Consider the following 24,756-nt stretch of genomic DNA (forward strand, 5'->3'; position numbering starts at 1 on the left):
GCTCAATCCATCTTCAGGATGATCTTGCCGAAGATCTGACGCGATTCCATACGCTCCAGCGCCCGGTCGATATCGTCGAAGCCGACTTCCGTATCGATGACCGGATGCACCAGGCCGCGGCCCATCTTCTGCATCGCATCCGCCATGTTCTCCATGCGGCAGCCGAAGGAGCCGAGCAGCTTCAGCTGCTGCTGGAAGAGCATCATCAGGTTCATCTCGGTCGAGACACCCGAGGTCGAGCCGCAGGTGACGAGACGCCCGCCGCGCTTCAGGCAGAACATCGAGGCGGCAAAAGTGTCCTTGCCGACATGTTCGAAGACGACATCAACGCCCTTCTTCTTCGTCAGCTTACGCACCACGCCTTCGAAACGGTCGGTGCGGTAATTGATGACGTGATCGGCACCCAGCGCTTTCGCCTTCTCGATCTTGTCGTCGGAGCCAACGGTCGTGATCACGGTGCAGCCGATCTTCTTGGCAAGCTGGATCGCCGCCGTGCCGATGCCGGAACCGCCCGCATGGATGAGTATCGTTTCGCCGGGCTCGAGCTTGGCATTGTCGAACAGCATGTGCTCGACGGTGCCGAAGGTCACCGGCGCCAGCGCGGCACCGATGGCATCGACACCGGGAGGTGCCGGAACGAGCAGGCGGGCCGGAAGATTGACCTTCTCCTGCGCAAAGCCATCGAGATGGAAGCCATGAACGCCGGAGACGTGTTCGCAGAGATTGTCGCGGCCTTCGCGGCACGGACGGCAGAGGCCGCAGGTGCGCGCGCCATAGATCGACACGAGCTGACCAGGCAGCACATTGGCAACGCCGGGGCCGATCGCCTCGACGACGCCGGAGGCTTCCGCACCGATCACCAACGGCATCTTGCGCTTGGCAAACGCCATGCCGCGCCAGCCCCAGACGTCGATATGATTGAGCGCCACCGCCTTGACGCGCAGCGTCACTTCACCGGCAGAAGGGGCTTCCGGCTCCGGCAGGTCGGTGATCTCAAGTTTGCGGTCATCGACCAGCTGCAAAGCGCGCATAGCAAAACCTCTCGCCTTTCAGGCGTTCTTATCTCTGAATTTTGTCGGCAACCGCTTAAGCCGGTTCAAGCGCCATGACAAGGCTTGCGTTCTGTCCGCCGAAACCGAAGGAGTTCGACAGCACGGCCGAAACCTGCTGATCACGCTTCTTGTTCGGCACGACATCGAGAACGATGGCCGGATCCGGATTGTTGTAGTTGATCGTCGGCGGCAGCGTGCCCGTCAGCATCGTCTGGAACGAGAAGACAGCTTCGACGGCACCGGCCGCCGTCAGCGTATGGCCGATCATCGACTTGTTCGACGACAGCGGAATGGAGGCCATGCGCTCGCCGAAGACGGCGAGCATCGAGCCATATTCCATCTTGTCATTCTCCGGCGTCGAGGTGCCGTGGGCGTTGATATAGCCGATGCCGCTTTCATCCAGGCCAGCGTCTGCGAGCGCCGCGCGGATCGTCGCGATCGCCGGACCGCCGTCGGGCGAGGAGCGCGTGCGGTGGAAGCTGTCGGCCTTCTCGCCGGCACCCTTCATGATGCCGAGGATCTTGGCGCCGCGGGCGATCGCCGATTCCAGCGATTCCAGCACCAGCGTTGCAGCGCCTTCGGCGATGACGAAGCCGTCGCGATCCTTGCTGAACGGCTTGGAGGCCTTGGTCGGCGGATCGTTCTGCGTCGAAAGAGCCGAAAGCAACGAGAATCGGATCAGCGCTTCCGCACTCAGCGAACCGTCGGTGGCAACCGCAAGCGCCCGGTCCGTACGGCCCTGGCGGATCGCCTCGATGCCAAGCTGAATGGCGGTGGCGCCCGAAGCACAGGCCGTCGACAGCGTCACCGGCAGCCCGCGCGTGCCGAAGCGGTCGGAGAGGCGCTCCGAGATCGCACCGAACAGTGCGGCCTCATGGAAGGCCGCATCCGGGCGCTGACGCATCGCCGTCAGAAACCGGTCATAGGCGTCGCCCGGATGATCGGAAGGCGGCGACCGGTCGGCGAGCTCGAAACGGGCGCTCCATTCCGGCTCGATCGGTGGCGCTGCCAGAAACAGCGGACCATTGAAATCACCCGAGATATCGGCATCGGCAAGCGCTTCGATCGTCGTCTCGCGGGCGAACGCGTAGGAGCGCTCGACGGCGTTCGGCACGGGAATGTCGATGAAATCGACGGTACCAGCGATCCGCGTCGACAGGCCATCGGTCGGAAAACGGGTGATGTCGTGGATACCCGACGTACCCGATGTCAGCGCTGTCCAGTTATCCTTGAGACCCTGGCCGAGCGAGGTGATGATGCCCATGCCGGTCACGGCGACGATCGGGCGGCCGAGATGATCCTTGTAAGCCTTGTCTGTCATTTGATCACTCCTCACGCTTCCGCGGAAAGAACGGCGACGCCCTCGCCGCGCTGGTGGCCGACTGTGGTGACGACGGCGGCATCGGCCGCAGCAATCATTGCTTTTTCATGAACCGGATCGAAGGCGGGAACCTTGGCTTTAGCATCGACGGCAAGGGCTGCGAAGGCGAGACCCAGCGTAAACTGCGCTTCGAGCGCATGGCCCGAAATACCGCCGAAACCGCGGATGGCAGCGCCCGGCAGCGTGTGCTCCAGCACGGCCTTTTCCCGCTCGGCCAAATCATGCATGCCGGTCGAACCGGAAAAGATTGCCGTGCTCTCGGGCGCCAGCTTCGCAGCGGGTTCCAGCAGGCGCTCAAGGCGCTTTTCGAAATTCCCGGCATTGCGGTTGCCGCGGTCGCCTTCGATGGAGGTGATCGTCGCATAGATATGCGCGCCGCGGGCTTCCGCGTGCTGGCGCGATTCCAGCACGAGAAACGCACCGGCCGAACCGGTGATCATCCCGCCACCGTCCTTGTCCTTGCGCGACCAGAGCGGAGCCCAATCGCCGCGCGTATGCGCGCCGATTGCTTCAGTGAGCAGGATCATGTCCTGGCGTTCGGCAGCGAAGGCGCCGCCGACGAGCGCATGCGAGGATTCACCCGACTTGATGCGGTAGAAGGCAGTCTCGACGGCCGAGATACCGGCCGCCTCTTCGCCCATGAAGGTGCGCGAGGAACCGGTGACCTTGTGAACGATGGAGATGTTGCCGGCGAGCAGATTGGACAGCTGCGCCAGAAACAGCGTCGGGCGAAGCTCGGTCGTCAGCTTCTCGTTCAGCAGCAATTCCCGGTCGTTGCGCTTCAGGCCCTCGTCGACGATCAGCGTATCGACATTGATGTCGCGCTCGCCGCCACCGGCCGCAACGATCATGTCCATCGTGCCGCAGGCTTCGGCATCATCCTTGAAGCCTGCATCGTCGAGCGCCAGACCGGCGGCAAAGACGCCGATGCGCTGCCAGTTTTCCATCTGTCGCTGATCGCCACGCTTGGCGATCTGCTGCGACCAGTCGATCTCGGGCAGCGGATGCACCGGATATGGCTTGAACTTGTCGGTCTCGACGATCGCCTTCGGCGCCTCGCCTGCCGTCAGCAGCGCCAGATGCGCGTCCTTGCCGACGCCCTGACAGGTGACGATGCCGATGCCGGAGATAACGACGTCATTCGGAGACTTGCCCATCACTTCACTCCCTGCGCCGCGATCGCGTCCATCAGGCCGACTTCGCTTGCGCGCTTCTTGACGATATCGCCGAGCGGAACTTCGCTGAACGGCATTGTGCGCAGCTTCAGCTGCGCGTCGCAGACCTTCTTGCCGCCACTGGTGATCTTGGCCTTGGTAACCGCGAAGCCCGAACCGTCATGTTCGAGAAAGGCTTCGATGTCGAGCACGGCTTCGGGCTCAACGAAGGTGCGCATCTTGGCGCCATCGACCGACATCAGGAACGGCATGGCGGCGAAATCGGTCGCGGCCAGCACCAGCATGCCGGAGGCCTGCGCCATGGTTTCGATCAGAAGCACGCCCGGAACGAGCGGCATGCCTGGAAAATGCCCCTCGAAGACGGGGCTCTTGGCGGGCACTACGGAACGCGCCTTGAGCACGCCCTTTTCAAGATCGACCGTCTCGATGCGGTCGATCATCTGGAAATATTCCAGTAGCATCGGATCCTCCGGCCCGGCAGATCAGAAGCGCCGGTTACGCCTAGTTAGGAACAAAACCGCCCGGCCGCTACGGTTTGCAGAGGCAGGGCGGATAAAAAAGATGGCGGTGTCGCTTAAGCCTTGGCGGCGCGCAGCTCGTCGATCTTTGCACAGAGGTTCTTGAGCACGAAGTATTCTTCGGTCGTTACCTTGCCTTCGTTGACTTCCTGCGTCCACTTCTCGAGCGGGATCTTGATGCCGAATTCCTTGTCGATCGCGAAGACGATATCGAGGAAGTCGAGGCTGTCGATACCGAGGTCGTCGATCGTATGGCTTTCCGGCGTGATCGTTTCGCGATCGATTTCGCTGGTTTCAGCAATGATGTCGGCAACTTTATCGAATGTAGCGGTCACGCGCTTACCTCTTTGAATAACGGATTTATCCCCCTCATAGGCAAATCCATTTCAAAAGCCAATGCTTTCGAGCGCGCTGCCCTCAAAATTGGGTGGGAACTGTTGCCGAAACAGCAATGCGCAAAAGGCCCGGAAACATGATCTCCGGGCCGTATATGCGATTGGAAAGCCGGTCAGCGGGTGATGACGACCCGGGTATTGGCAAGCCCCACCTGCTTTGCCATCGAGAAGAATTGCGCGGCGTTGTTGGGGTGGAGACGCACGCAGCCATGCGATGCAGGCATTCCGAGCCGCTTGAGGTCATATGTGGCGTGAACCGCATATCCGCCGTTGAAGAACACGGCGTAGGGCATCGGTGCATTGTCATATTTGCGCGAGCGGTGATTGAGCGACAGCCACTTGGCGCTCCACGAGCCCGTCGGCGTCACATAGCCGCGCCGTGCAGTCGATACCTTCCAGCGGTATTTGAGGAAACCGTTCTCGGTCACCGTCATCGTCTGCGCATCGAGACTGACCCGGGCGACGAGATTGGCCGCGCTGGCGGCAACCGGAGAAAACTGCAGCAACAGACAAGCGGCAGCCGCCGCCAGAAACGTCTTCATGACTATCCCTCTTCACCGGAACGTTTGTCCGGCATCACGAAGAGCAGTCTACGAATAGACTGATTATTTTGCTTTAAAGCGCTTGGTAATCAGAAAGATAACGGAAGGCGGCAAGATCTTTACTTTGCCGATCGCCAGTAACGCCGTCAAAGCAGGAAAAGGAACGCCACAAAGACGGAAATCGAGAGAATCATGCAGGCGCCGTTGAAGACGAGAACGCCGTCTTCGACATCCTTGACTGTCGCTGTGTCGCGTCCGGCGCCGTTGATCATCGGTTCGCTGACGACAATACCGGAATAAACGCGCGGACCGGCAAGCTGAACGTCGAGCGCACCCGCCATTGCTGCCTCCGGACGGCCGGAATTCGGCGAACGGTGCAGCCCGCCGTCACGGATCGCCACCTGGACCGCCTCGCGGCAGGCGCGCGCGCCACGGCGCAGCCAGGCGCCCGCAGCGATGAGCAGGATCGACAGCCTTGCCGCCGGCCAGTTGGCGATATCGTCAAGACGGGCCGACGCCCAGCCGAAGTCGATATAGCGATCCGACTTGTGGCCGATCATCGAGTCGGCTGTATTGAGCATCTTGTAGATGAGGAGGCCTGGGAGACCGAGCACCGCATACCAGAGCGCCGGTGCGACCACGCCATCGGAAAAGTTTTCAGCCAGGCTCTCGATCGCCGCGCGGCAAATTCCGGGCTCATCGAGGGTTTCAGGATCACGGCCGACGATGCGCGAGACCGCTCTGCGCCCACCGGCAATTCCTTCCGCCCGAAGCGCATCCGCGACATCGGAAACGTGATCTGCCAGGCTCTTCTGCGCCATGAAGATGGCAACGCAGACGACTTCGAGGACGATGCCGATCATTCCGAAAAGCTCGAAGAACCAGTGCAGGAGCAGCCCGGCAATGGCGCTGCCGAACAGCAGGGCGGCAATCGACGCCGTTCCGTTCAGGCGCCGCTCGGGCCGGGTCAGCGTCTCGCTGTTATAGGTGCGGTCGAAATAGGAGATCGCCTTGCCGAACAAGACGACCGGATGCGGAACGCGCGACCAGAGCCAATCGGGGTCGCCGGCGATCCGGTCGAGAAGCAGGGCCAGCAGAAGAACCAGAAGATGTTCGTCGATCGTCATGCGTCAAAACTCTCAAGCGCGGCTGCAAGTCTTTGGTCAGCCAGACTGTCCGGCCCAAGTCCGAAGCGCAGCCAACTGGGCGCGTAGTCGAACCTGCGGACCAGAATGTGATGCCGGCAGAGATGCGTATAGAGGGCTGCCGCACGTTTGTCTTCGACCAGCGTGAACAAGGCTGCGTTACCGGCAATCGTCAGACCGACACCCTGAAGAACGGCGTTCAGCGCCGCACTGCGCTCGGCGATCGCGGCAGCAATAGGCGCCGGATCAGCGCGCAGCAGCGATGCGGCCAACGAGAGCGCCGGGCCGGAAACCGCCCAAGGGCCAAGCCAATCCTCGAAGCAGGCCCGAATATCGTCGCGCGCGATCACGAAGCCGAGGCGCAGGCCCGCCAGCCCGAAGAATTTTCCGAAGGAACGGAAGATGATGAGGTTCGAAAGCCCGTCCGCCAGCGGCACCAGGCTCGCTTCAGGATCAGCATCGCCGAAGGCCTCGTCGACCACGAGATACCCGCCCCTCGCCTTCAGCACATCATGGACGGCGATCAGCCGGTCGCGATCATGCAGCCTGGCGTCCGGATTGTTCGGATTGACGGCGACGACCAGCCGATGCCCCTCGCCGATCTCTGCAAGCCCGCTGATCCGGTCGACCCGGCACCCGGCGTTGGCGAAGGCTTTCTCATATTCGCCGTAGGTCGGCGAAACGATCGCCACGCGGCTCTCGCGCTCGAGCAGCCGCGGCAGGAGCTGGATGACAGATTGGGTGCCCGGAACCGGCAGTGGCGACAGCCCCCGGCTTCGATAATAGTCCCGCGCCGCTTCCACGGCCGATTGCACCAGATGCCTGTCGGGCAGCCGGTGCCAGACGGCAGGCGGGATCACCGGAAGCGGAACCGGACAAGGATTGATGCCCGTCGACAGATCCAGCCAGTCCTCCGGCTGCCCGCCGAATTCGGCAGCAGCGGCGGTGATGCCGCCGCCATGCACAATCGGACCGCTCATGCCGGCTCCGCGGCAAGATCGATCATGTGCATATAGGAGCCTGCGACCTGGCCACGGCGAAGCCCGGCCTGGCCGAGATCGGCGCCAAGCGCATCTGTGACATCGAAAAGCCGCTCGCCCTCGCCCTCCGAAACCACATTCGAATAGTGAAACTCATGGCCCGTCATCGGCTGCTCGAAGAAAGCCTTGCCGACGGGACGGACGCGCCGGTAGCCGAGATGGCGGCTGCGCTGCTCGTAGCTCGTCACCAGCGGCAGCAATCCGAGCATCTCGTGGCGGATGCCTTCGGCATCGATCAGCCCTTCACCGAGCGTCATGTAGCCCCCGCATTCGCCATAAATCCGCGTACCCCGCGCGGCCGCATCGGTCATGCCGCGCTTGAAGTTCGAGGCCGCCGCAATGGCACCGGCATTGAGCTCGGGATAGCCGCCCGGCAGATAGATCGCATCGGCATCATCGGCGGGTTCCTCATCGGCGAGCGGCGAGAAGAATGAAATCTCCGCGCCGCGGCGGCGCCAGCCGAGCAGCATGTGTTCGTAGCAGAAGGCAAAGGCGATATCGCGGGCGACGGCGATCTTGCGTCCCAACGGCGGCAAGCGGCGAATATTGGCGGTCGAGGCGACGTTCAGCCCCTGACGGGCGATCCGCAGCAGGAACTCGAAATTGCACTCATCCGAGACGGCTTCGGCCGCATGATCGATAAAGGCTTCCAGACTTGCATGCTCACCGGCCTGCACCAGCCCCAGATGCCGCTCAGGCAATGCCAGCGTCTTGTCGCTGCGAATGACGGCGACCACAGGCATGCGAATGGCATCCAGCGCCTGACGCAACATCATCTCATGCCGCTCGCTGCCGACCTTATTGAGAATGACACCCGCAATGCGGACATCCGCCCGGAAGCTCGCGAAGCCGCTGACCAGAGGCGCGACCGATTGCGACATGCGCGAGGCATCGACAACCAGGATAACGGAGAGCCCGAGCATGGCCGCCAGATCGGCAGCCGTTCCCTTCCCGTCAGCCGCGCCATCGAACAGCCCCATCATCGCTTCGATGATCAGGGTGCGGTCGCCCTGCCGGTGGATCGCGGCATTGGCCGAAATCAGCTCGCGGCGCATCGCCCAAGGGTCGAAATTGAGGCACGGCGTCCCGCTGGCCGCCGCATGAAAGGCCGGATCGATATAATCAGGGCCTGCCTTGCCGGGCGCCACCGCCACGCCGCGATTTCTCAAGGCGCGCAGGAGGCCGAGCGTGATCGTCGTCTTGCCCGAACCGGAGGACGGGGCCGCAATGAGAAGGCCGCTCATGCCGTCTCCTTTCCGCCCTGCCTGAACGGATCCGGCTGCAGGCGACGCCCAGCCAAGGCGCCGAGCCAATCGAGCGAAGACCGCAGCCGCACCACCTCACCGACAACCACAATCGCCGGCGGCTCCAGCCCAGAGGCTTCTACCGCTGCGACAGCTTCACCAAGCGTCGTTTCCAGCACCTGCTGGCCACTGGTGGCGGCATTGCAGACGAAGGCCACCGGCTCGTCTGCCTTGCGCCCCGCGGCCAGCAAGGACGCGCTGATCTGCGCGATATGCTTCATCGCCATATACATGACGATCACAGGCGAGCCGCGGCCGATCGCATCCCAGTTGATCGCGTCTGGAACGATCCCCGAAGAATCATGCCCCGTCAGGAAGGTGACCGCGTGATTGATATCCCGATGGGTCACCGGGATGCCGGCATAGGCAAGTCCGCCAATCCCGGCGGTAATGCCGGGCACGATGCGGAACGGGACGTTGTGCTCGACCAGCGTCAGCGCCTCTTCACCGCCGCGTCCGAAGACGAAGGGATCGCCGCCTTTCAGCCGCAGTACCCGTTTGCCTGAGCGCGCCAGCTCGACGAGACGCAGCGAGATATCACGCTGCTTGGCCGACGGCTTGCCGCCGCGCTTTCCGGCATATTCGAGAGCGGCATCCGGCCGCGCCAGCCTCAGACATTCCTCATTGACCAGCGCGTCGTGAACGACGACGTCGGCCTCCGAAAGCCCTTTCGCCGCAAGCAGCGTCAGCAGCCCGGGATCGCCGGGACCGGCGCCGACGAGCCAGACGGTTCCCGGCTCCAATACCGGCAAATGGGCGAATGCATTCTCGATCATAAGGGTGGTCTATGCCCGCCGCTTGGCGAGGTCAACGGCGGCGAAACGCCGGCAATTTCCGATTGCAGTTTCACCGCCGACTCAACTTACGAACAACCGGACTCAAAATCTGAGGAAATAGCCGGATCGAATTGATAGGACTCAGCAAAGTCGAACCGGGCGAAAACCGCCCGGTCCCAGGCTGGATCAGGCTCGCAGAAGCGTATCCCGGATCAGATCGACGACTTTTTCCGACTGGATACCGGTGCAGACGATCTGGCTCGGCAGATTGTCCCAGTCGCCCGGCGGGAAGCGGCGTCCGTCCGGCTTGACGATCGTCTGGCCGTCGGCAATGCCGCCGCAGACGACGCGCACCGCACCCGTGACTGTCGTGAACAGCTCCGGCGCCACGACATAAACAGCGGCACAGCTGTCATGCACCATCATGCCGTCTTCGACCGCATGCTTGTAGAAATCGATATAGAACTGCGAGAGATCGTTCAGCAGCTTCACCGCCGCATCGCCCTTGTCGGCGGCGGCCTTCAAATAGCTGCGGCTCATCGTCGTGATCGCGGTGACGTCGAGGCCGATGACCGCGACCTTCCACGGCGCCGTCATCACCACATCGGCGGCTTCCGGATCGCCATGGATATTGGCTTCGGCGACCGGCGAGACATTGCCCGGCACATAGAAATTGCCGCCCATGATGACCACTTGCTTCACCAGCTTGGCAATCTCGGGGTCTTCTTTCAAAGCCAGTGCCAGGTTGGTCATGCGGCCGACGGCAACCAGCGTCACCTCGCCGGGATTGGCCCGCACCGTCTCGATGATGAAGCGATGCGCCGGACGCGGATCGGTGGGAAGGTCGATCACCTCGGGGACGCCGATATTGCCGAGACCATCATCGCCATGCACGAAGGTCGGCCAGCCGATTTCCTTGCGCGATGGATCGAAGGTGACGTTCGCGCCCTTGGCGACGGGTGCCGAGATGTTCCATTCGCGTTTCAGGAACAATGCGTTGCGCGTCGTCGTCTCGATCGAGGCATTGCCGAAGATCGTGGTGATGCCGATCAGATCGATGTCGGGGTGGCGGTGCAGGAAGAGGAGCGCCATGGCATCATCGACGCCCGGGTCCGTGTCATAAATGACCTTGTGCATGAAATATCCTTCTCATTCTCGTCGCAGAAATCCGGGGATCTCCGCGAGGTGGCCGACACCATAGCGCCGGCTATTCTTTCTGCAACAGGATGCGCGCGATGGCGGCCGTCGCATGGGCAGATTTGATTTTCGGCACCAGCAACTCTGCCGCCGCTCCCGCAGCAGCCAGCGCCGCCGACTCGGCAACACCATGGCAGCCGACAAGCCTAAAGACTGCGGCCGAAGGGTTCTTGAGACGCGGCGTCTCCTGCTCCAGGCGCGCGGCAGCAAAGAAGACCGGCGTGATTTGAAATTCCTGCGACAGCGTCAGGATTGCAGGCTCCCCCGAACGGCTGCCGATCGAGGCAATGGCCGCAAGCTCGCCCGGTCCGATCCCGGCAAGCTCCATGGCTCGCTTCGCCAGTGTCCGCACCTCCTCCACCGGCGTTCCCCGCTCGCAGCCAAGGCCGAGCACGTATGATTTCGATTTGTCGGTGGCGAAGGACGGCATTGCATGAACCTGAAAGGGCAGACTGTGTCTCCGCAGCCATTGCAGGCGAGTGCGGGAAATGCAACATGGCGCCGCTTTCTCCCGCCTGCCCACAGAGTCCCGCCGTGTCCGATATTGCCCCTCATCTCCTCGCCCTGCTCTGCCTTGCCGCCTTCTGCGCAGGCTTCGTCGATTCGATCGCCGGTGGCGGTGGACTGATCACCGTGCCCGCCATGCTCATCGCCGGCATTCCGCCGCTGCAGACGCTGGGCACCAACAAGGTGCAGTCGATGTTCGGCGCCGCCTCCGCCACGCTCGCCTATTCCCGCAAGGGCCATGTGAACCTTCGCGAACAGCTGCCGATGGCGATGATGGCCGTGATGGGCGGCGCGCTTGGCGCGGCGCTGGCAACCATCGTGCCCGGCGACGTGCTGCGCGCCCTGATGCCGGTTCTGCTGGTCGCGATCGCGCTCTACTTCGCCTTCAAGCCCAATCTCAATGACCTCGACACCCACCGCCGCATCACGCCCTTTGCCTTCGGCATGAGTTTCGTGCCGCTGATCGGCTTTTACGACGGCGTTTTCGGCCCCGGCACCGGCTCTTTCTTCATGCTCTCCTTCGTCACCCTTGCCGGTTTCGGCATGCTGAAGGCGACGGCGCATACCAAGCTTCTGAACCTCGGCTCGAATATCGGCGCCCTCATCGTCTTCGCCTCCTTCGGCGCGACGCTCTGGACGATCGGGCTGATGATGGGTGTCTGCCAGTTCCTCGGCGCGCAGGTCGGCTCTCGCCTTGCCATGCGCACCGGCGCCAAGCTGATCAAGCCGCTGCTGGTCGTCGTCTGTATCGCCTTCGCGATCAAGCTGATCGCTGACCCCGCTAATCCGCTGCGCGTCTGGCTGGGCGTCTAGCCCGGAGCCTTGCCGAATTTGATCGCATCTATCTTCGTCAGCTTCGTCTTCGCCGAAACACCGGGGGCATTGGCGAAATGCCAAGTGACGTACTGCTCCGCATAGGGATCGGTGGACGACATGCCATCGACGGGCAACACTACATCCATGCCCTTCAGCGCCGCATAGGCCGCCGTGTTCAGCACTGCTCCCTCCGAAGCCGTGCCTGTGACGATGACGGTCTTGATATGCCGGTCGGTGAGGATCTTTTCGAGATCGGTATTGATGAACTTGTTGGCGCCTGACTTCACGATGGGGTCGCCATCCTTGGGCGCGAGCACCGTCGCGATATCCTCAGGCGCCGCATTCGACGTGATGCTGTAGACCACCGGTGCACCGCTATCGCGCGCCTCCTTCATCAGCTTGGCCACATGCGGCAATTCCGCAATGCAGCGCGGCTTGACCTTGGTATTGCACGGCCCCTTGTCCGGGTTCTGCGCCCCGTTGAAATCGAGCAGCAGCAGCGCCGTCGTCGAGGGATCGACGGTGACATCGCCGAGCTTCGGCGCCGGCGGAGCCTTGATCTTCTTCCACTCGTCGACAACGGTTGCCGCATGCGCGGAAGACCAGCCGAGCGCGGATGCCAAAAGCGCCAGTTGCGCCACCCGTGCCGCATATGCCGAAAGCGATGTCATCAGGCCGTCCTCCATCTTCGAAATCGATTGCCAAGCCTTCCGGCGGATGACGGCACTGTCAAATCACCAAGCCGCGAGCTTGATTACCTCGCGCGTAATTGATGAGCGAACGGCCTTTGCCGATGATCGCGATGCCTGGACGAACCGGGCGATCAAAGGAGACATGACATGACCGACGCGAGCAACACCGCCGAACGCTACATCGCCATCTGGAACGAGGAGGATGCAGACCGCCGCCGCGCGCTGATCGCCGAAAGCTGGGCCGAAAACGGCACCTATATCGATCCCCTGATGCGTGGCGAGGGTCACGAGCAGATCAACGCGCTGGTGGAAGCCGTACAGACCCGCTTCCCCGGTTTCCGCTTCAATCTGATCGGTGCCGCGGATGGCCATGGCAACAACCTGCGCTTCTCATGGGGCCTCGGCCCCGACGGCAGCGAGGCGATTATTAAGGGAACGGACTTTTCCCTGCTTGAAGGCGGACGCCTGAAGGCCGTACACGGTTTCCTCGACCTCGTTCCGGAAGCCTGATGATGATGACTTCAGCCCGCTCCCTCGGTGACCACCTCCGCGACTGGCGCAAGCTTCGCCGCATGAGCCAGCTCGATCTCGCCCTCGAAGCGGAGATTTCAAAGAGGCATCTGAGCTTCATCGAGAGCGGGCGCTCGACGCCGAGCCGCGACATGCTGCTGCATCTGGCAGAACGGCTCGGCGTTCCCCTTCGGGAGCGCAATCCGATGCTGCTCTCCGCCGGCTATGCGCCGCTCTTTGCCGAGCGCTCATTGGACGATCCGGCCCTGAAACCGGCAAGACTGGCTGTCGACATGGTCCTGAAAGCGCAGGAGCCCTTTCCGGCCCTCGCGATCGACAGGCACTGGACGCTGGTTGCCGCCAATGCGGCGATCGCGCCGCTGCTTGCGGATGTCGCTGAGAAAGGCCTGCTCGAAGGCCCGGTCAACGTCCTGCGCCTCAGCCTGCATCCAGGAGGATTGGCACCTCATATCGTCAATCTCGCCGAGTGGCGCGCGCACCTTCTCGAGCGGCTTCGCCAGCAGATCGACACCTCGGGCGAGCCGATCCTAGGCGCACTTCTGAAGGAATTGCAGGAACTTTCGCCTGGCGGCAACCCGGCGGATGAGACAAAGCACGATTATTCAGGGATCGCCGTGCCGCTACGGCTGCGCACCGCCGCAGGCACGCTATCGCTGATTTCGACCACCACCGTGTTCGGCACGCCTGTCGATGTCACGCTCTCGGAACTGGCGATCGAATCCTTCTTCCCCGCCGACGAGGAAACGGCTGCAATCTTGCGAAAGCTGGCGAACGGCTAGAACAGCGCCAGCAACAGCGCCCCACCCGCAATCATCACCACACCGAGCCAGTTCACCAATCCAAGCTTCTCGCCGAGGAAGACGACGCCGAAGACGGCGACGAGCACGATCGACAGCTTGTCGATCGGTGCCACACGCGCCGCATCGCCGAGTTTCAACGCCCGGAAATAGGCGAGCCAGGATGCGCCCGTCGCAGCACCCGAGAGCGCCAGAAACAGCCACGTCTTGCCAGATATGCTGGAAAGTGGCTGCCACTGGCCGGTGGCGGTGACGATACCGGCCAGAATGGCGATGATGACGATGGTGCGGATCAACGTCGCCAGATCCGAGTTGACGCCGGCCACACCGATTTTCGCAAAGATCGCCGTCAGCGCCGCAAAGGCTGCCGACAGAAACGCCCAGAATATCCAGCTTTGCGCCATCAGAACTCCACGCCCGGCTGCCCTTTGATGCCGGAGCGGAATGGATGCTTGATCAGCTCCATCTCGGTCACGAGATCGGCGATTTCGATTAGCTCGTCCTTGGCATTGCGTCCGGTCAGCACCACGTGAGTCATATAAGGTTTTTCGGCCTTCAGGAATGCGACAACGTCGTTGATGTCGAGATAATCGTAGCGCAGCGCGATGTTGATCTCGTCGAGCAGCACCATCGAATTGCGCTCATTACGGATCAACTCCTTCGCCTTCTCCCAGGCGGCACCGGCTGCCGCAACATCGCGGGCGCGGTCCTGCGTCTCCCAGGTGAAGCCCTCGCCCATTGTGTGGAACTGGCAGAGATCGGAAAAATGCTTCTCGATCAGATCGCGCTCGCCGGTCCACATGGCGCCCTTGATGAACTGCACCACGGCCGACGGCTTGCCATGGGCAATATGGCGGAAGATCATCCCAAAGGCGGAGGACGACTTGCCCTTGCCTTTGCCTGTGTGGACGATGATCAGGCCCTTCTGATCCGTCTTGGTGGCCATGATCTTGTCACGCGCCGCCTTCTTCTTCGCCATTTTCTCGTTGTGGCGGCTATCGTCCTTTTCGGCGGTGTCTACTGGTTCTTCGCTCATTGTCTTTCCCGATGAAATGTCATGCTGTCTGTTTATGGTGTGATGGCGCGAGATCGAAGCGCGCCGAATTGCTGCGTGGCGTCCAGAGATGCCGGTCGATCGCCTCCATCAACCGTTCCTTCATCTCTTCGAGAGCGGCTGGGTTCTTCTCCGCCATGAAATCACGCACCTTGGGATCGGCGACAAAAGCCTGATAGACGGCCTCGAAATGATGGTTGCCGACGGCTCCCGTCGTTGCCGCAAAGGCAAAGAGATAATCGACCGTGGCGGCGATCTCGAAGGCACCCTTGTAGCCATGGCGCATGACGCCATCGATCCATTTCGGATTGACGACACGCGCGCGCACCACACGGCCGATCTCTTCCTCCAGCGAACGGATCACCGGCTTTTCCGGCCGCGAATGGTCGTTGTGATAGATGGAAGGACGCGCACCGCCGACATGCTCGGCAGCCGCGGCCATTCCACCCTCGAACTGATAGTAATCGTCGCTGTCGAGCAGGTCGTGTTCGCGGTTATCCTGGTTCTGCACCACCGCCTGGATGGAGCGCAGCCGCTCCTCGAAGATGCCGCGCTCGGCCCGGCCCTCTTCGGCCGCACCATAGGCATAGCTACCCCAGGCGAGATAGGCTTCGGCCAGATCGGCGCGCCGCTCCCATCCTTTCTCGTCGATGAGCGCCTGCAGCCCCGCGCCGTAAGCGCCCGGCTTTGAGCCGAAGATGCGATATCCGGCGCGTTTGGCCGCCGACGCTTCATCCAGGCCGGACGCCGCAAGCCGCGCCGCCTCGCCGCGCATCCGCTCGGCAATCGGATTATCCGAAGCATCCTCATCGAGAGCGCCGACGGCGCGGATCGCCTTGTCGAACAGCGCGGTCTGCTCCGGAAAGGCATCGCGAAAGAAGCCTGATATCCGGAGCGTCACATCGACCCGCGGACGCCTCAGCATCGCAGGCGGGATGATTTCGTAGCCGGTGACCCGGCGCGAGGTCATGTCCCATACCGGCTTGACACCGATCAGCGCCAGCGCCTGGGCGATATCGTCCCCACCGGTGCGCATGTTGGACGTACCCCAGGCCGTCAGCCCGAAGGACACCGGCCACTCGCCGTGATCCTGCACATAGCGGCGGACCAGCAGTTCCGCCGATTTCTTGCCGAGTTCATAGGCGGCAGGCGTCGGCACCGCGCGGCTATCAACGGAGTAGAAGTTCCGCCCTGTCGGCAGCACATCGGGCCGCCCGCGCGTCGGAGCGCCGGAGGGACCGGGAGCGACGAAACGGCCGTCGAGGCCGGCGAGGAGTGCCGAAATCTCGGCGGCGCCGCAGGCGAGGATCGAGGGCTTCAGGCGGGATTCGATCTCTGTGAGGACGGATCTGGTTTGGGACCAGTCAGCCGGGCATTCGGTTTCGCCGGAGACGAACTTTGCGGCGAGCAGTTCGATGCGCTCGACGGTGTCGCCATTGGTGCGCCAGGGGGCGTCGAGGATGTCACCGAGAATGTCGGGGCGTGGACCGTTCCAGGGGGCGGCCATGTTGCAGTCGAGGGGATCGAATTTGGCGCTTGTATGCGGGGTACCCCCCTCTGCCTTGCCAGGCATCTCCCCCTCAGGGGGGGAGATTGGCTGGGCGGACCTGCTCGCTTCGACTTCATTTGGCTGGTGGGACACTCGCCACGAGTCGATCTCCCCCCTTGAGGGGGAGATGTCCGGCAGGACAGAGGGGGGTACGGCACCCACCAACCCCAAAGCCCCAGCAATCGCCCGCTGCAAACTCTGATCCCCGCCCTCGCCAAGCCCGCGCGGCACCCGCGCCAGCGCCACTGTCAGATCCGTCAGCAGCCGTCCCTGCGGCGACACACCAAACACATGCAGCCCGTCACGGATCTGCATCTCCTTGAGATCGCAGAGATAGGCATCGAGCTTCTTCAGCGCCTCATCCTCGGTCTCGCCCTTGGCAATCCCGGCATCACTATCCAGGCCGATATCGGCGACGAGCTCAAGGATCTGCTTCGACAAAAGCCGGATACGGCGCGGATCGCTGCCGGATGCCTCGTAATATTCGTCGACCAGCGCTTCCAGATCCTTCAGCGGACCATAGCTTTCAGCCCGCGTCAGCGGCGGCGTCAGGTGATCGATGATGACGGCGGCCGTCCGGCGTTTGGCCTGCGTGCCCTCGCCGGGATCGTTGACGATGAAGGGATAGAGATGCGGCAGCGGCCCGAGGATCGCCTCCGGATAGCACTCCTCCGAAAGCGCCAGCGCCTTGCCCGGCAGCCATTCGAGATTGCCATGCTTGCCCATGTGAACAACCGCATCGGCGCCGAATTCCTGGCGCAGGAAAGCATAGAAGGCGAGATACCCGTGCGGCGGCACGAGATCGGGCGAATGGTAGCTTTCCTTCGGATCGATATTGTAGCCGCGGGCCGGCTGGATACCCGCCAGTACATTGCCGAACCGCGTAAACGGCAGGGCAAAAACATCATCCACGACGTAGGGATCGCCCTCCGGCACGCCCCAGCGCGCCGTCATCTCGTCTTGAATCTTTTTCGGAAGAGACGCGAAGAACGCCTTGTATCGACTCATGGAAAGCGTTTCGCGGATCACCTTTCCGTCGTGTCCGGAATTCGTCGGCCCCTCCGAGAGATGGCGGATCAGCGCATCGCCATCATCAGGGAAATCGGCGACACCATAGCCAGCCCCGCGCATCGCCTTCAGCACCTCGACGGTACCCGCAGGCGTATCGAGGCCGACGCCGTTGCCGAGGCGCCCGTCACGGTTCGGATAGTTGGCGAGCACCAGCGCCACGCGCCGCGCCGCAGCCGGCTTGCGCCGCAGCCGCGCCCAGCCGGCTCCGAGCTTGGCCGTGTAGCGCATCCGCCCTTCATCAGGCTGGCTGGTAACGATATTCGCTTCGACAGCCGCGTCATAACGCGCCGCCGACTTGAACGAGACGGCCCGCGCCAAAACCCGTCCATCGACTTCAGGCAGCGCCACGTTCATCCCGAGATCGCGCGCCGACAGCCCCTGCGATGACACGGCCCACGCCTCATGTGATGATGCAGACAGGATTGCCTGCAGCACCACGGAACCGCTTTTTTCCAGCACGGTCGGTTCACGCTGCGCACCCGGCGCGGACACGGCAAAGCCCGTCGTGTTGACCACGACATCGGGAGGGGCCTGATCGAAAATGCTGGCGATGATGCCCTTGGAGACCGGGTCTTTGAGGCTGTAGGCAAAGACCGGCAATGGCCGGAGACCTTCCGCCGCCAGGGCCTCGATCATCGCCTCGACCGGTGCGGTCTCGCCGCTCTGGACGAGGGCTCGGTAGAAGCTGATGGCGGCGATGGGGGCGTCGTTAGATGTAGAGGGGGGTGCCACGTTCCGCAGCATCGCCGCAGACAGCACCCGCCACTCCCCGACACCAACGACTCCCCGCCCCGGCCACCATATCCCGGCCTTCATCAACGGCGCGGCCGCACCGGGCTTTTCACCACCCGACAGCATCGCCGCCGCATAATCCAGCAGCCGCAACGAATTCTCTTCGCCGCCTTCGATCAGGTAAGCCCACAGCGCATTGAGATCATCGAGCGCCACATTGGAAAACGGTGTCAGCCCCGCATCCGGCTTGGAATCCCCCGGCAGAACGGCAATCCGCGCGCCATGCCGCGCCGCGCAGGTATGGAGAGCCTCCAGCGCATAGTGAAAATAGCTGGCACCACCGAGCGCGCGGACAATGATGAGCTTTGCGTGCAGCGCGGTGCGCTCGACATAGGCATCGACCGACATCGGATGCTTGAGACTCATCAGGCTGGCAAGACGAAGCGTCAGCGATGAACCGCCGCCCTGTCCGTGGGCGGCGGCGATGGCCGCAAGCTCCGTATCCGCTGCAGACAGGAACAGGATATCGCCGGGCGACTGGCCAAGATCGATGGCCTCGTCACCGTCGCTGATCGTTCCTTTCTGGGCGAGAAGCAGATGCATGGATCAGACGAGCGCCTCGATGGCCTTGCGCACGGCCGCTTCATCCATGTCATGCAGGCCGATGACGACGAGGCGCGTGCCGCGCGTTTCGTCCATCGCCCAGGCGCGGTCGAAATACTGGTCGATACGGCTGCCGACAGCCTGGATCTGCAGGCGCATCGCCTTGCCCTCAACTGCGGCAAAGCCCTTCAGGCGCAGCACGTCATGCTCTGCAATCACGCCCTTCAGCTTCTCGATGAAACCGGCCGTATCGGCAATCGCGCCGAGCTCGACGACGAAGCTGTCGAACTCGTCGTGATCGTGCGGCGTGCCGTCCTCATGCTCGAGCTCGTGATGGGACTTGCGGTTGGCGATATCTTCCTCGGTGCCGACGCCGAGGCCGAGCAAGACGCTGGCCGGAACCTCGCCGTTCTTCGCCTCGATCAGCGCAGGCTTGCGCGAAATGCGCGACGCCACTTCGTCACGGACGCGGATAATGCCTGCGGCATCGAGCAGATCCGTCTTGTTGAGCACGATCAGATCGGCGCAGGTCAGCTGATCTTCGAACAGCTCCTCGATCGGGCTCTCGTGATCGAGCGACTCGTCTTCGGTGCGGCGCGCATCGACGGCATCGTGGTCGTCGGCGAAACGTCCGGCGGCAACGGCGGCGCTGTCGACGACGGTGATGACGCCATCGACGGTGACTTCGCTGCGGATGTCAGGCCAGTTGAAGGCGGCGACCAGCGGCTGCGGCAGCGCCAGGCCCGAGGTTTCGATGACGATATGATCGGGGCGCTGCTCGCGCTCCAGCAGCTTGGTCATCGTCGGAATGAAATCGTCGGCAACCGTGCAGCAGATGCAGCCGTTGGTGAGCTCGATGATATCGTCCTCTGTGCAGTTCTCCGCGCCACAGCCCTTCAACACGTCGCCATCGACGCCGAGATCGCCGAATTCGTTGATGATCAGCGCGATCTTCTTGCCGCCGGTGTTGGAAAGCAGGTTGCGGATCATCGTCGTCTTGCCCGCGCCGAGAAAGCCGGTGATCACGGTTGCGGGGATCTTCTGGTTCATAAACTTCAACCCTTCATTTTCAGCGGCAGCCCTGCCGCAATAAAATACACGTCCGCGGCGGAGGCCGCGATCATCTGGTGCAGCCGTCCGGCATGATCGCGGAAATCCCGCGCCATCCGGTTCTCGGGAACGATCCCGAGGCCGACTTCATTGGAAACAAGCACGAGCCGCGCCCTGGCCTTCGGCAGCCAGGCGGCAAGAGCCGCAGATTCCACCGCCATGTCCCGCTCGCCCATCATCAGATTGGTGACCCAGAGCGTCAGGCAATCGACAAGGATCGCCCGCCCTTCGCCGTCGACGGCCGACAGGCATTCGACAAGCTGCAGCGGCTCCTCATGCGTCGTCCAGGACGGCCCGCGATCGTCCCTATGGGCAGCAATCCGCGCCCGCATCTCGTCGTCCCAGGCCCGCCCGGTGGCGATATAGTGGCGCTCGAGGCCGCTCTCGGTGATCAGCTGTTCGGCGAAACGGGATTTGCCGGAACGAGCGCCGCCGAGAATGAAGGTGGTGCTGCTCATGTGAGGATGGCTCCGGCATCAGCGTATTGGCGTCCACCACACCCACCTCCCTCATTCCTGTGCCTGTCACAGGAATCCAGCCACGGCGCGTCTGCGCCGTGAATGAAACCTAGCAGCAAGGAAATAAGTCTTCTGTGCCCAAGGACTTGGGCACGCTGGATTCCTGTGACAAGCACAGGAATGAGGGAAATCCTCAGGGCCGCACGTAACGGCATGCAAATTCGTGTTTCAGCCATGACAACCTCCGTGCTGGCAGCGGACAGGATTGCCCTTGGGTGGGCTCTTCGCCCGGCACGGTTGGCAGGTCTCCTGGCTCGCGGTTTGAGGCCCCGACAGGGATGGCGCAAGGCCATCCCTGATCGTGCCAGCGGATCTTCCTCGCCTTCCCGGCTGCATTCTCGTGAAAAGGCGGACGATTCGTAGAAATGGAGGCGTCCAGCCCCTGCTGATCACGATGCATTCCAGTGGCTTTTCCGGTGTCCTTGAGCCAACGCCCTGCCACAGAATGCGGCGATCAGGCGGTGGTGCCGGTGCACCGGATGGAAGACCCTGACCGCTCTACAGTCGCGGGGTCGGCTGTGATGAAGACGCCCGGTTTGGGTCCGCCCCGTCACATTCCCTTTTCATCCAGGGCGGCAATCACCGCTCCGGAACCATCCGTTATTGATTTCATCGTTAGGCGCGCGGCAGCGCGAAGTCAATCGAGCCTGACGCGATGGAAAATGCCTCGTCTTAACACGACTGAGTCTACCAAACAGATAGTCTATTAAATTCATTGACTTACGGACAGATTTCGCTTGCCGCCGCCTCGCTTTTGCTGCAATTGCTCGCGAAATCATGCGGCGCACAAAGCGTGCTTCCTTGATCCTGCTCCCCGTCGCCTAGTTCTGTCATCATGCTCACGAAAACCGATATCGGCCGCCTGACGCGGCGCCATCTCAAATTCGATTTGGCGCGGCTGCGCGCGCTGGCGCGGCAGAACGAAATGGGCATGGTTTTCGCCGGTGGCGCGGTCGGCGTCATCTCCGGCTGCGCGGTCACCGGCATGAGCCTGATCTCCCGGGAGATGCACAGCCTCATCTTCGGCATCAGCGATGTCGATCGTCTCAGCTCCTCCGATATCAGCAACAAGCTGCTGCTGCTCTTGGCACCGGTCTGCGGCGGCATGCTTCTCGGCTTGCTGCTCTTCATCCTCAGCAGGACACGCAAGAAGCCGATGGTCGATCCGATCGAGGCCAATGCGCTGCATGGCGGCCGCCTGTCGCTGACGGACAGCATCATCGTGGCGATCCAGAACCTGATTTCCAACGGTTTCGGCGCCTCGGTCGGCCTGGAGGCCGGCTATACACAGCTTGCGGCGGGCCTGGCCTCGAAACTCGGCCTGAAGCTGCAGCTGCGCCGCGCCGATCTGCGCGTCCTCCTCGGCTGCGGGGCGGCGGGCGCCATCGCCGCCGCCTTCAATGCCCCGCTAACCGGCGCCTTCTACGCGTTCGAGCTGATTATCGGCACCTATACGATCGTCTCGTTGACACCTGTCGTCGTCTCTGCCCTACTGTCGACGCTGGTGGCACGGCTGCTCGCAGGCAACGATTTCACCATCGACGTCGGCAGGTTCGGCACTGTGGTGCCCGCCGATTATGTTCCGGCCATTCTGCTTGGCGCCTGCTGCGCCGGTGCCGGCATCCTGATCATGCAGGGCGTTTCCTTTGTTGAGGAATTGGCTCGCAAGAGTTCCGTGCCGACGCCGGTACGCCCGGCGCTCGGCGGCATCGTCGTCGGCCTGCTGGCCACCATCTCTCCGCAGGTGCTTTCGGCAGGGCATGGCGCCCTGCATCTCAACCTGGCGCATCAGGTGGCGATCCCGACGCTCGTCGGCATCCTGCTGTTGAAGTCGCTGGCCTCAGCCGTGTCGATCGGCTCCGGCTTCAGGGGCGGCCTGTTCTTCGCCTCGCTGTTTATGGGCGCGCTGCTCGGCAAGCTCTTTGCCTATTCCGCGCCGTTCTTTGCGCATGCCTCGCTGACACCCGAAGTCTACGCCGTCGTCGGCATGAGTTCACTCGCAGTCGCCATCATCGGCGGACCGCTGACGATGACCTTTCTGGCGCTCGAAATCACCGGCGACTTCCCGATCACCGTATTGGTGCTCGCCGCGGTCATCACGTCCTCGCTCGTCGTGCGCACCACCTTTGGCTACTCCTTCGCCACCTGGCGTTTTCACCTGCGCGGCGAAAGCATCCGCAGCGCTCACGATGTCGGCTGGATCCGCAATCTGACGGTCGACAAGCTGATGCGCGCCGACGTCAAGACCGCCAATGCCGCAACCACTGTCGAAGAGTTCAAGAAGGCTTTTCCCGCCGGCGCCACGCAACGCGTCATCCTTGTCGATGACACAGGCAAATATGCCGGTCTGGTGCTGGTGCCGGAAATTCATGCGAATCCGATCGCCACCGACGACGAGGGCAAGGGGCTGGAGAGTTTCGTTCGCTACAAGAACGATTTCCTGCAGCCGCAGATGAATGCCAAGCAGGCAGCCGCCATTTTCGACAAGAGCGAGAGCGAAGCGCTCGCCGTGCTGAACAATCTGATCGAGCGCAAGGTCGTCGGACAGCTCAGCGAAAGCCACACGCTACGCCGCTACAGCGAAGAGCTCGACCGGCGGCGCCGCGAAATCTCCGGGGAAATCTAGCCAAGCAGCCGGTTCAGCCAGTCACGGTCGAGATGCGCCTCCAGTTCGGCCGCAACGGCATCCAGCGCCCGGTTGACGCTCTCCGCGTAATTGCGCCTTTCGCCCTGAAGGCCGAAACTCTGCAGCAACCGGCTGCGATAGGCATCGCCGGAAAACAGGCCGTGCAGATAGGTCCCGACGATACGTCCATCCGCAGATACGGCACCATCCGCGGCACCATCCACCACGGCCGACGGCCGGTTGCAATCCGGCCCCTCGGTCACGCCGAGATGGATCTGATAGCCTGACAGCGGCGTACCATATTCAGCAGAAACAGCATGGCTGTTGCGGACCGTCTTCTCCGGCGCCATGACGGTCTCGACGTCGAGCAGCCCGAGCCCGTCAACCTCCGCCGTTCCGCCCTCGATGCCGAGCGGGTCGTGCACCTTGCGGCCGAGCATCTGATAACCGCCGCAAATGCCGATCACCCGGCCGCCGCGCCGGACATGGGCGGTCAGATCGCGATCCCATCCCTCAGCGCGAAAATCGGCAAGGTCGCTGATCGTCGATTTGGAGCCCGGCAGCACGACGAGCGCGGCGTCTTCGGGAAGACGCTCCCCGGCACGCACGAACACCAGCTCGACGTCGTCTTCGGCTCTCAGCGGGTCGAGATCGTCGAAATTGGCAATCCGCGGCAGAACGGGGACGGCGATCTTCAATGCGGCCCCGCTTCCCCGCGCCAGCTTTTCAAGAACGACTGAATCCTCCGCAGGCAGCCCGCCTGCCGCCTTCAGCCAGGGCACGACGCCGAAGCACGGCCAGCCGGTATAGCGGCCGATCGCGGCGATCCCGTCGTCGAAAAGCGAGACGTCGCCGCGGAACTTGTTGATGATATAGCCGGATATCATCGCCCGATCGGCATCGTCGAGGATAGCATGCGTCCCAACGAGCGAGGCGATGACACCACCGCGATCGATATCGCCGACCAGCACGACCGGCACGCCGGCCCTTGTCGCAAAACCCATATTGGCGATATCGCCCGGGCGCAGATTGATCTCCGCCGGCGATCCTGCGCCCTCGACGATTACGAGATCGGCGCCTTCTGAAACCGTAGAGAAACTCGACAGTACAAATTCCAGCAGTTGCGGCTTCAGACGCTGATAGTCACGCCCCTTTGCCTGCCCCCAGACCTTGCCCTGGACGATGATCTGGCTGCCGTTCTCCGATTGCGGCTTCAGCAGCACCGGATTCATATGAACAGATGACGGCGTGCGTGCAGCCAGCGACTGCAGCCACTGCGCCCGTCCGATCTCGCCGCCATCGTCGGCAACGGCGGCGTTGTTGGACATGTTCTGCGGCTTGAAGGGTCGCACGCTCAGTCCACGATTGGCCGCCAACCGGCAGAGACCGGCAACAAGCACCGTCTTGCCGACATCCGATCCTGTTCCCTGCAGCATGATGGCTCTGATCATGGGACGAGGCCTACAACGCGTTGCCTCGCACGGTCAACGGCAGGGCCAAAAACACGAAAACCGCGCAGGCAGTAAGCCGCGCGGTTTGCCGTAAACTCTGGCGTATTCGCCCATACACGGCGAAACTCGTCTTCTCCGGGACGCAAAACCTGATCCGGAGAACCGGCGGTTTGT

General features: G+C 62.7%; 23 protein-coding genes and 1 riboswitch. Of the genes, 4 read left to right on the plus strand and 19 right to left on the minus strand.

The window, feature by feature from the left end:
• Positions 1–2 precede the first annotated feature (2 nt).
• The 12 genes from AC1DNK_RS06065 to AC1DNK_RS06120 form a co-directional block, all read right to left on the minus strand.
• On the minus strand, positions 3–1,031 hold the full coding sequence (locus AC1DNK_RS06065; protein ID WP_112516000.1) for a zinc-binding dehydrogenase: 1,029 nt from the start codon (positions 1,029–1,031) through the stop codon (positions 3–5).
• A 55-nt stretch (positions 1,032–1,086) separates the two neighbouring features.
• Complete coding sequence (locus tag AC1DNK_RS06070; RefSeq protein ID WP_477940026.1) at positions 1,087–2,373, minus strand: beta-ketoacyl-ACP synthase; 1,287 nt, start codon at positions 2,371–2,373, stop codon at positions 1,087–1,089.
• 11 nt (positions 2,374–2,384) lie between these two features.
• Positions 2,385–3,590: a beta-ketoacyl-ACP synthase gene (locus AC1DNK_RS06075; protein ID WP_477940027.1), complete on the minus strand. Its 1,206-nt coding sequence runs from the start codon at positions 3,588–3,590 to the stop codon at positions 2,385–2,387.
• Complete coding sequence (locus AC1DNK_RS06080) at positions 3,590–4,069, minus strand: 3-hydroxyacyl-ACP dehydratase FabZ family protein (RefSeq protein ID WP_112387113.1); 480 nt, start codon at positions 4,067–4,069, stop codon at positions 3,590–3,592. Before AC1DNK_RS06080 ends, AC1DNK_RS06075 begins: the two co-directional genes overlap by 1 nt.
• 113 nt (positions 4,070–4,182) lie before the next feature.
• Complete coding sequence (locus AC1DNK_RS06085) at positions 4,183–4,461, minus strand: acyl carrier protein (RefSeq protein WP_112387112.1); 279 nt, start codon at positions 4,459–4,461, stop codon at positions 4,183–4,185.
• Between the two features lie 173 nt (positions 4,462–4,634).
• Positions 4,635–5,063, minus strand: coding sequence for a L,D-transpeptidase (locus AC1DNK_RS06090; protein ID WP_477940028.1), 429 nt, complete (start codon positions 5,061–5,063; stop codon positions 4,635–4,637).
• A gap of 146 nt (positions 5,064–5,209) precedes the next feature.
• Positions 5,210–6,190, minus strand: a complete 981-nt coding sequence (cbiB, locus tag AC1DNK_RS06095) for an adenosylcobinamide-phosphate synthase CbiB (RefSeq protein ID WP_112515996.1) — start codon at positions 6,188–6,190, stop codon at positions 5,210–5,212.
• Positions 6,187–7,188, minus strand: a complete 1,002-nt coding sequence (gene cobD, locus AC1DNK_RS06100) for a threonine-phosphate decarboxylase CobD (protein ID WP_477940029.1) — start codon at positions 7,186–7,188, stop codon at positions 6,187–6,189. Before cobD ends, cbiB begins: the two co-directional genes overlap by 4 nt.
• Positions 7,185–8,492, minus strand: a complete 1,308-nt coding sequence (locus AC1DNK_RS06105; protein WP_477940031.1) for a cobyrinate a,c-diamide synthase — start codon at positions 8,490–8,492, stop codon at positions 7,185–7,187. Before AC1DNK_RS06105 ends, cobD begins: the two co-directional genes overlap by 4 nt.
• Positions 8,489–9,328, minus strand: coding sequence for a uroporphyrinogen-III C-methyltransferase (gene cobA / locus AC1DNK_RS06110; RefSeq protein WP_477940033.1), 840 nt, complete (start codon positions 9,326–9,328; stop codon positions 8,489–8,491). The genes AC1DNK_RS06105 and cobA overlap by 4 nt, the downstream gene beginning before the upstream one ends.
• A 186-nt stretch (positions 9,329–9,514) precedes the next feature.
• Positions 9,515–10,465, minus strand: coding sequence for a nucleoside hydrolase (locus AC1DNK_RS06115; RefSeq protein WP_477940035.1), 951 nt, complete (start codon positions 10,463–10,465; stop codon positions 9,515–9,517).
• A 70-nt stretch (positions 10,466–10,535) separates the two neighbouring features.
• Positions 10,536–10,955: a cobalamin biosynthesis protein gene (locus tag AC1DNK_RS06120; RefSeq protein ID WP_112537666.1), complete on the minus strand. Its 420-nt coding sequence runs from the start codon at positions 10,953–10,955 to the stop codon at positions 10,536–10,538.
• A 104-nt stretch (positions 10,956–11,059) separates the two neighbouring features.
• Between AC1DNK_RS06120 and AC1DNK_RS06125 the strand changes: the two genes are divergently transcribed.
• Positions 11,060–11,845 carry a TSUP family transporter gene (locus AC1DNK_RS06125; protein ID WP_477940892.1) on the plus strand — a complete coding sequence of 262 codons (786 nt, stop codon included), beginning with the start codon at positions 11,060–11,062 and terminating at the stop codon, positions 11,843–11,845.
• Here AC1DNK_RS06125 and AC1DNK_RS06130 read toward each other — a convergent pair.
• Positions 11,842–12,519 carry a cysteine hydrolase family protein gene (locus AC1DNK_RS06130; protein WP_477940037.1) on the minus strand — a complete coding sequence of 226 codons (678 nt, stop codon included), beginning with the start codon at positions 12,517–12,519 and terminating at the stop codon, positions 11,842–11,844. The genes AC1DNK_RS06125 and AC1DNK_RS06130 overlap by 4 nt on opposite strands.
• 168 nt (positions 12,520–12,687) lie before the next feature.
• On the opposite strand from AC1DNK_RS06130, the gene AC1DNK_RS06135 reads away from it, so the two are divergent.
• Entirely contained in the window at positions 12,688–13,050 is a 363-nt protein-coding gene (locus tag AC1DNK_RS06135; RefSeq protein WP_477940038.1) for a nuclear transport factor 2 family protein, read from the plus strand.
• A 2-nt stretch (positions 13,051–13,052) separates the two neighbouring features.
• Positions 13,053–13,850: a helix-turn-helix domain-containing protein gene (locus tag AC1DNK_RS06140; protein WP_477940893.1), complete on the plus strand. Its 798-nt coding sequence runs from the start codon at positions 13,053–13,055 to the stop codon at positions 13,848–13,850.
• On the opposite strand, the gene AC1DNK_RS06145 is transcribed toward AC1DNK_RS06140, so the two are convergent.
• Genes AC1DNK_RS06145 through cobU form a run of 5 tightly spaced genes read right to left on the minus strand, consistent with a single transcriptional unit; the run spans position 13,847 to position 20,445 of the window.
• Positions 13,847–14,272: an EamA family transporter gene (locus AC1DNK_RS06145; RefSeq protein ID WP_477940039.1), complete on the minus strand. Its 426-nt coding sequence runs from the start codon at positions 14,270–14,272 to the stop codon at positions 13,847–13,849. The two genes, AC1DNK_RS06140 and AC1DNK_RS06145, sit on opposite strands and share 4 nt — an antisense overlap.
• Complete coding sequence (gene cobO, locus AC1DNK_RS06150) at positions 14,272–14,904, minus strand: cob(I)yrinic acid a,c-diamide adenosyltransferase (RefSeq protein WP_477940040.1); 633 nt, start codon at positions 14,902–14,904, stop codon at positions 14,272–14,274. The genes AC1DNK_RS06145 and cobO overlap by 1 nt, the downstream gene beginning before the upstream one ends.
• Positions 14,905–14,923: 19 nt before the next feature.
• Positions 14,924–18,877: a cobaltochelatase subunit CobN gene (gene cobN / locus AC1DNK_RS06155; RefSeq protein ID WP_477940042.1), complete on the minus strand. Its 3,954-nt coding sequence runs from the start codon at positions 18,875–18,877 to the stop codon at positions 14,924–14,926.
• A gap of 3 nt (positions 18,878–18,880) precedes the next feature.
• Positions 18,881–19,927, minus strand: a complete 1,047-nt coding sequence (gene cobW / locus AC1DNK_RS06160) for a cobalamin biosynthesis protein CobW (RefSeq protein ID WP_477940043.1) — start codon at positions 19,925–19,927, stop codon at positions 18,881–18,883.
• 5 nt (positions 19,928–19,932) lie between these two features.
• The gene (gene cobU, locus AC1DNK_RS06165) at positions 19,933–20,445 is read right to left on the minus strand and encodes a bifunctional adenosylcobinamide kinase/adenosylcobinamide-phosphate guanylyltransferase (RefSeq protein ID WP_477940044.1); all 513 of its coding nucleotides are present in this window, start codon (positions 20,443–20,445) and stop codon (positions 19,933–19,935) included.
• 282 nt (positions 20,446–20,727) lie between these two features.
• A riboswitch (cobalamin riboswitch) is annotated at positions 20,728–21,118 on the minus strand.
• Between the two features lie 222 nt (positions 21,119–21,340).
• Here cobU and AC1DNK_RS06170 point away from each other — a divergent pair.
• Positions 21,341–23,131, plus strand: a complete 1,791-nt coding sequence (locus tag AC1DNK_RS06170) for a chloride channel protein (RefSeq protein WP_112515983.1) — start codon at positions 21,341–21,343, stop codon at positions 23,129–23,131.
• Here AC1DNK_RS06170 and AC1DNK_RS06175 read toward each other — a convergent pair.
• Positions 23,128–24,582, minus strand: coding sequence for a cobyric acid synthase (locus AC1DNK_RS06175; protein WP_477940046.1), 1,455 nt, complete (start codon positions 24,580–24,582; stop codon positions 23,128–23,130). The genes AC1DNK_RS06170 and AC1DNK_RS06175 overlap by 4 nt on opposite strands.
• Positions 24,583–24,756 lie beyond the last annotated feature (174 nt).

Source organism: Rhizobium sp. 01N424 (assembly GCF_056399485.1).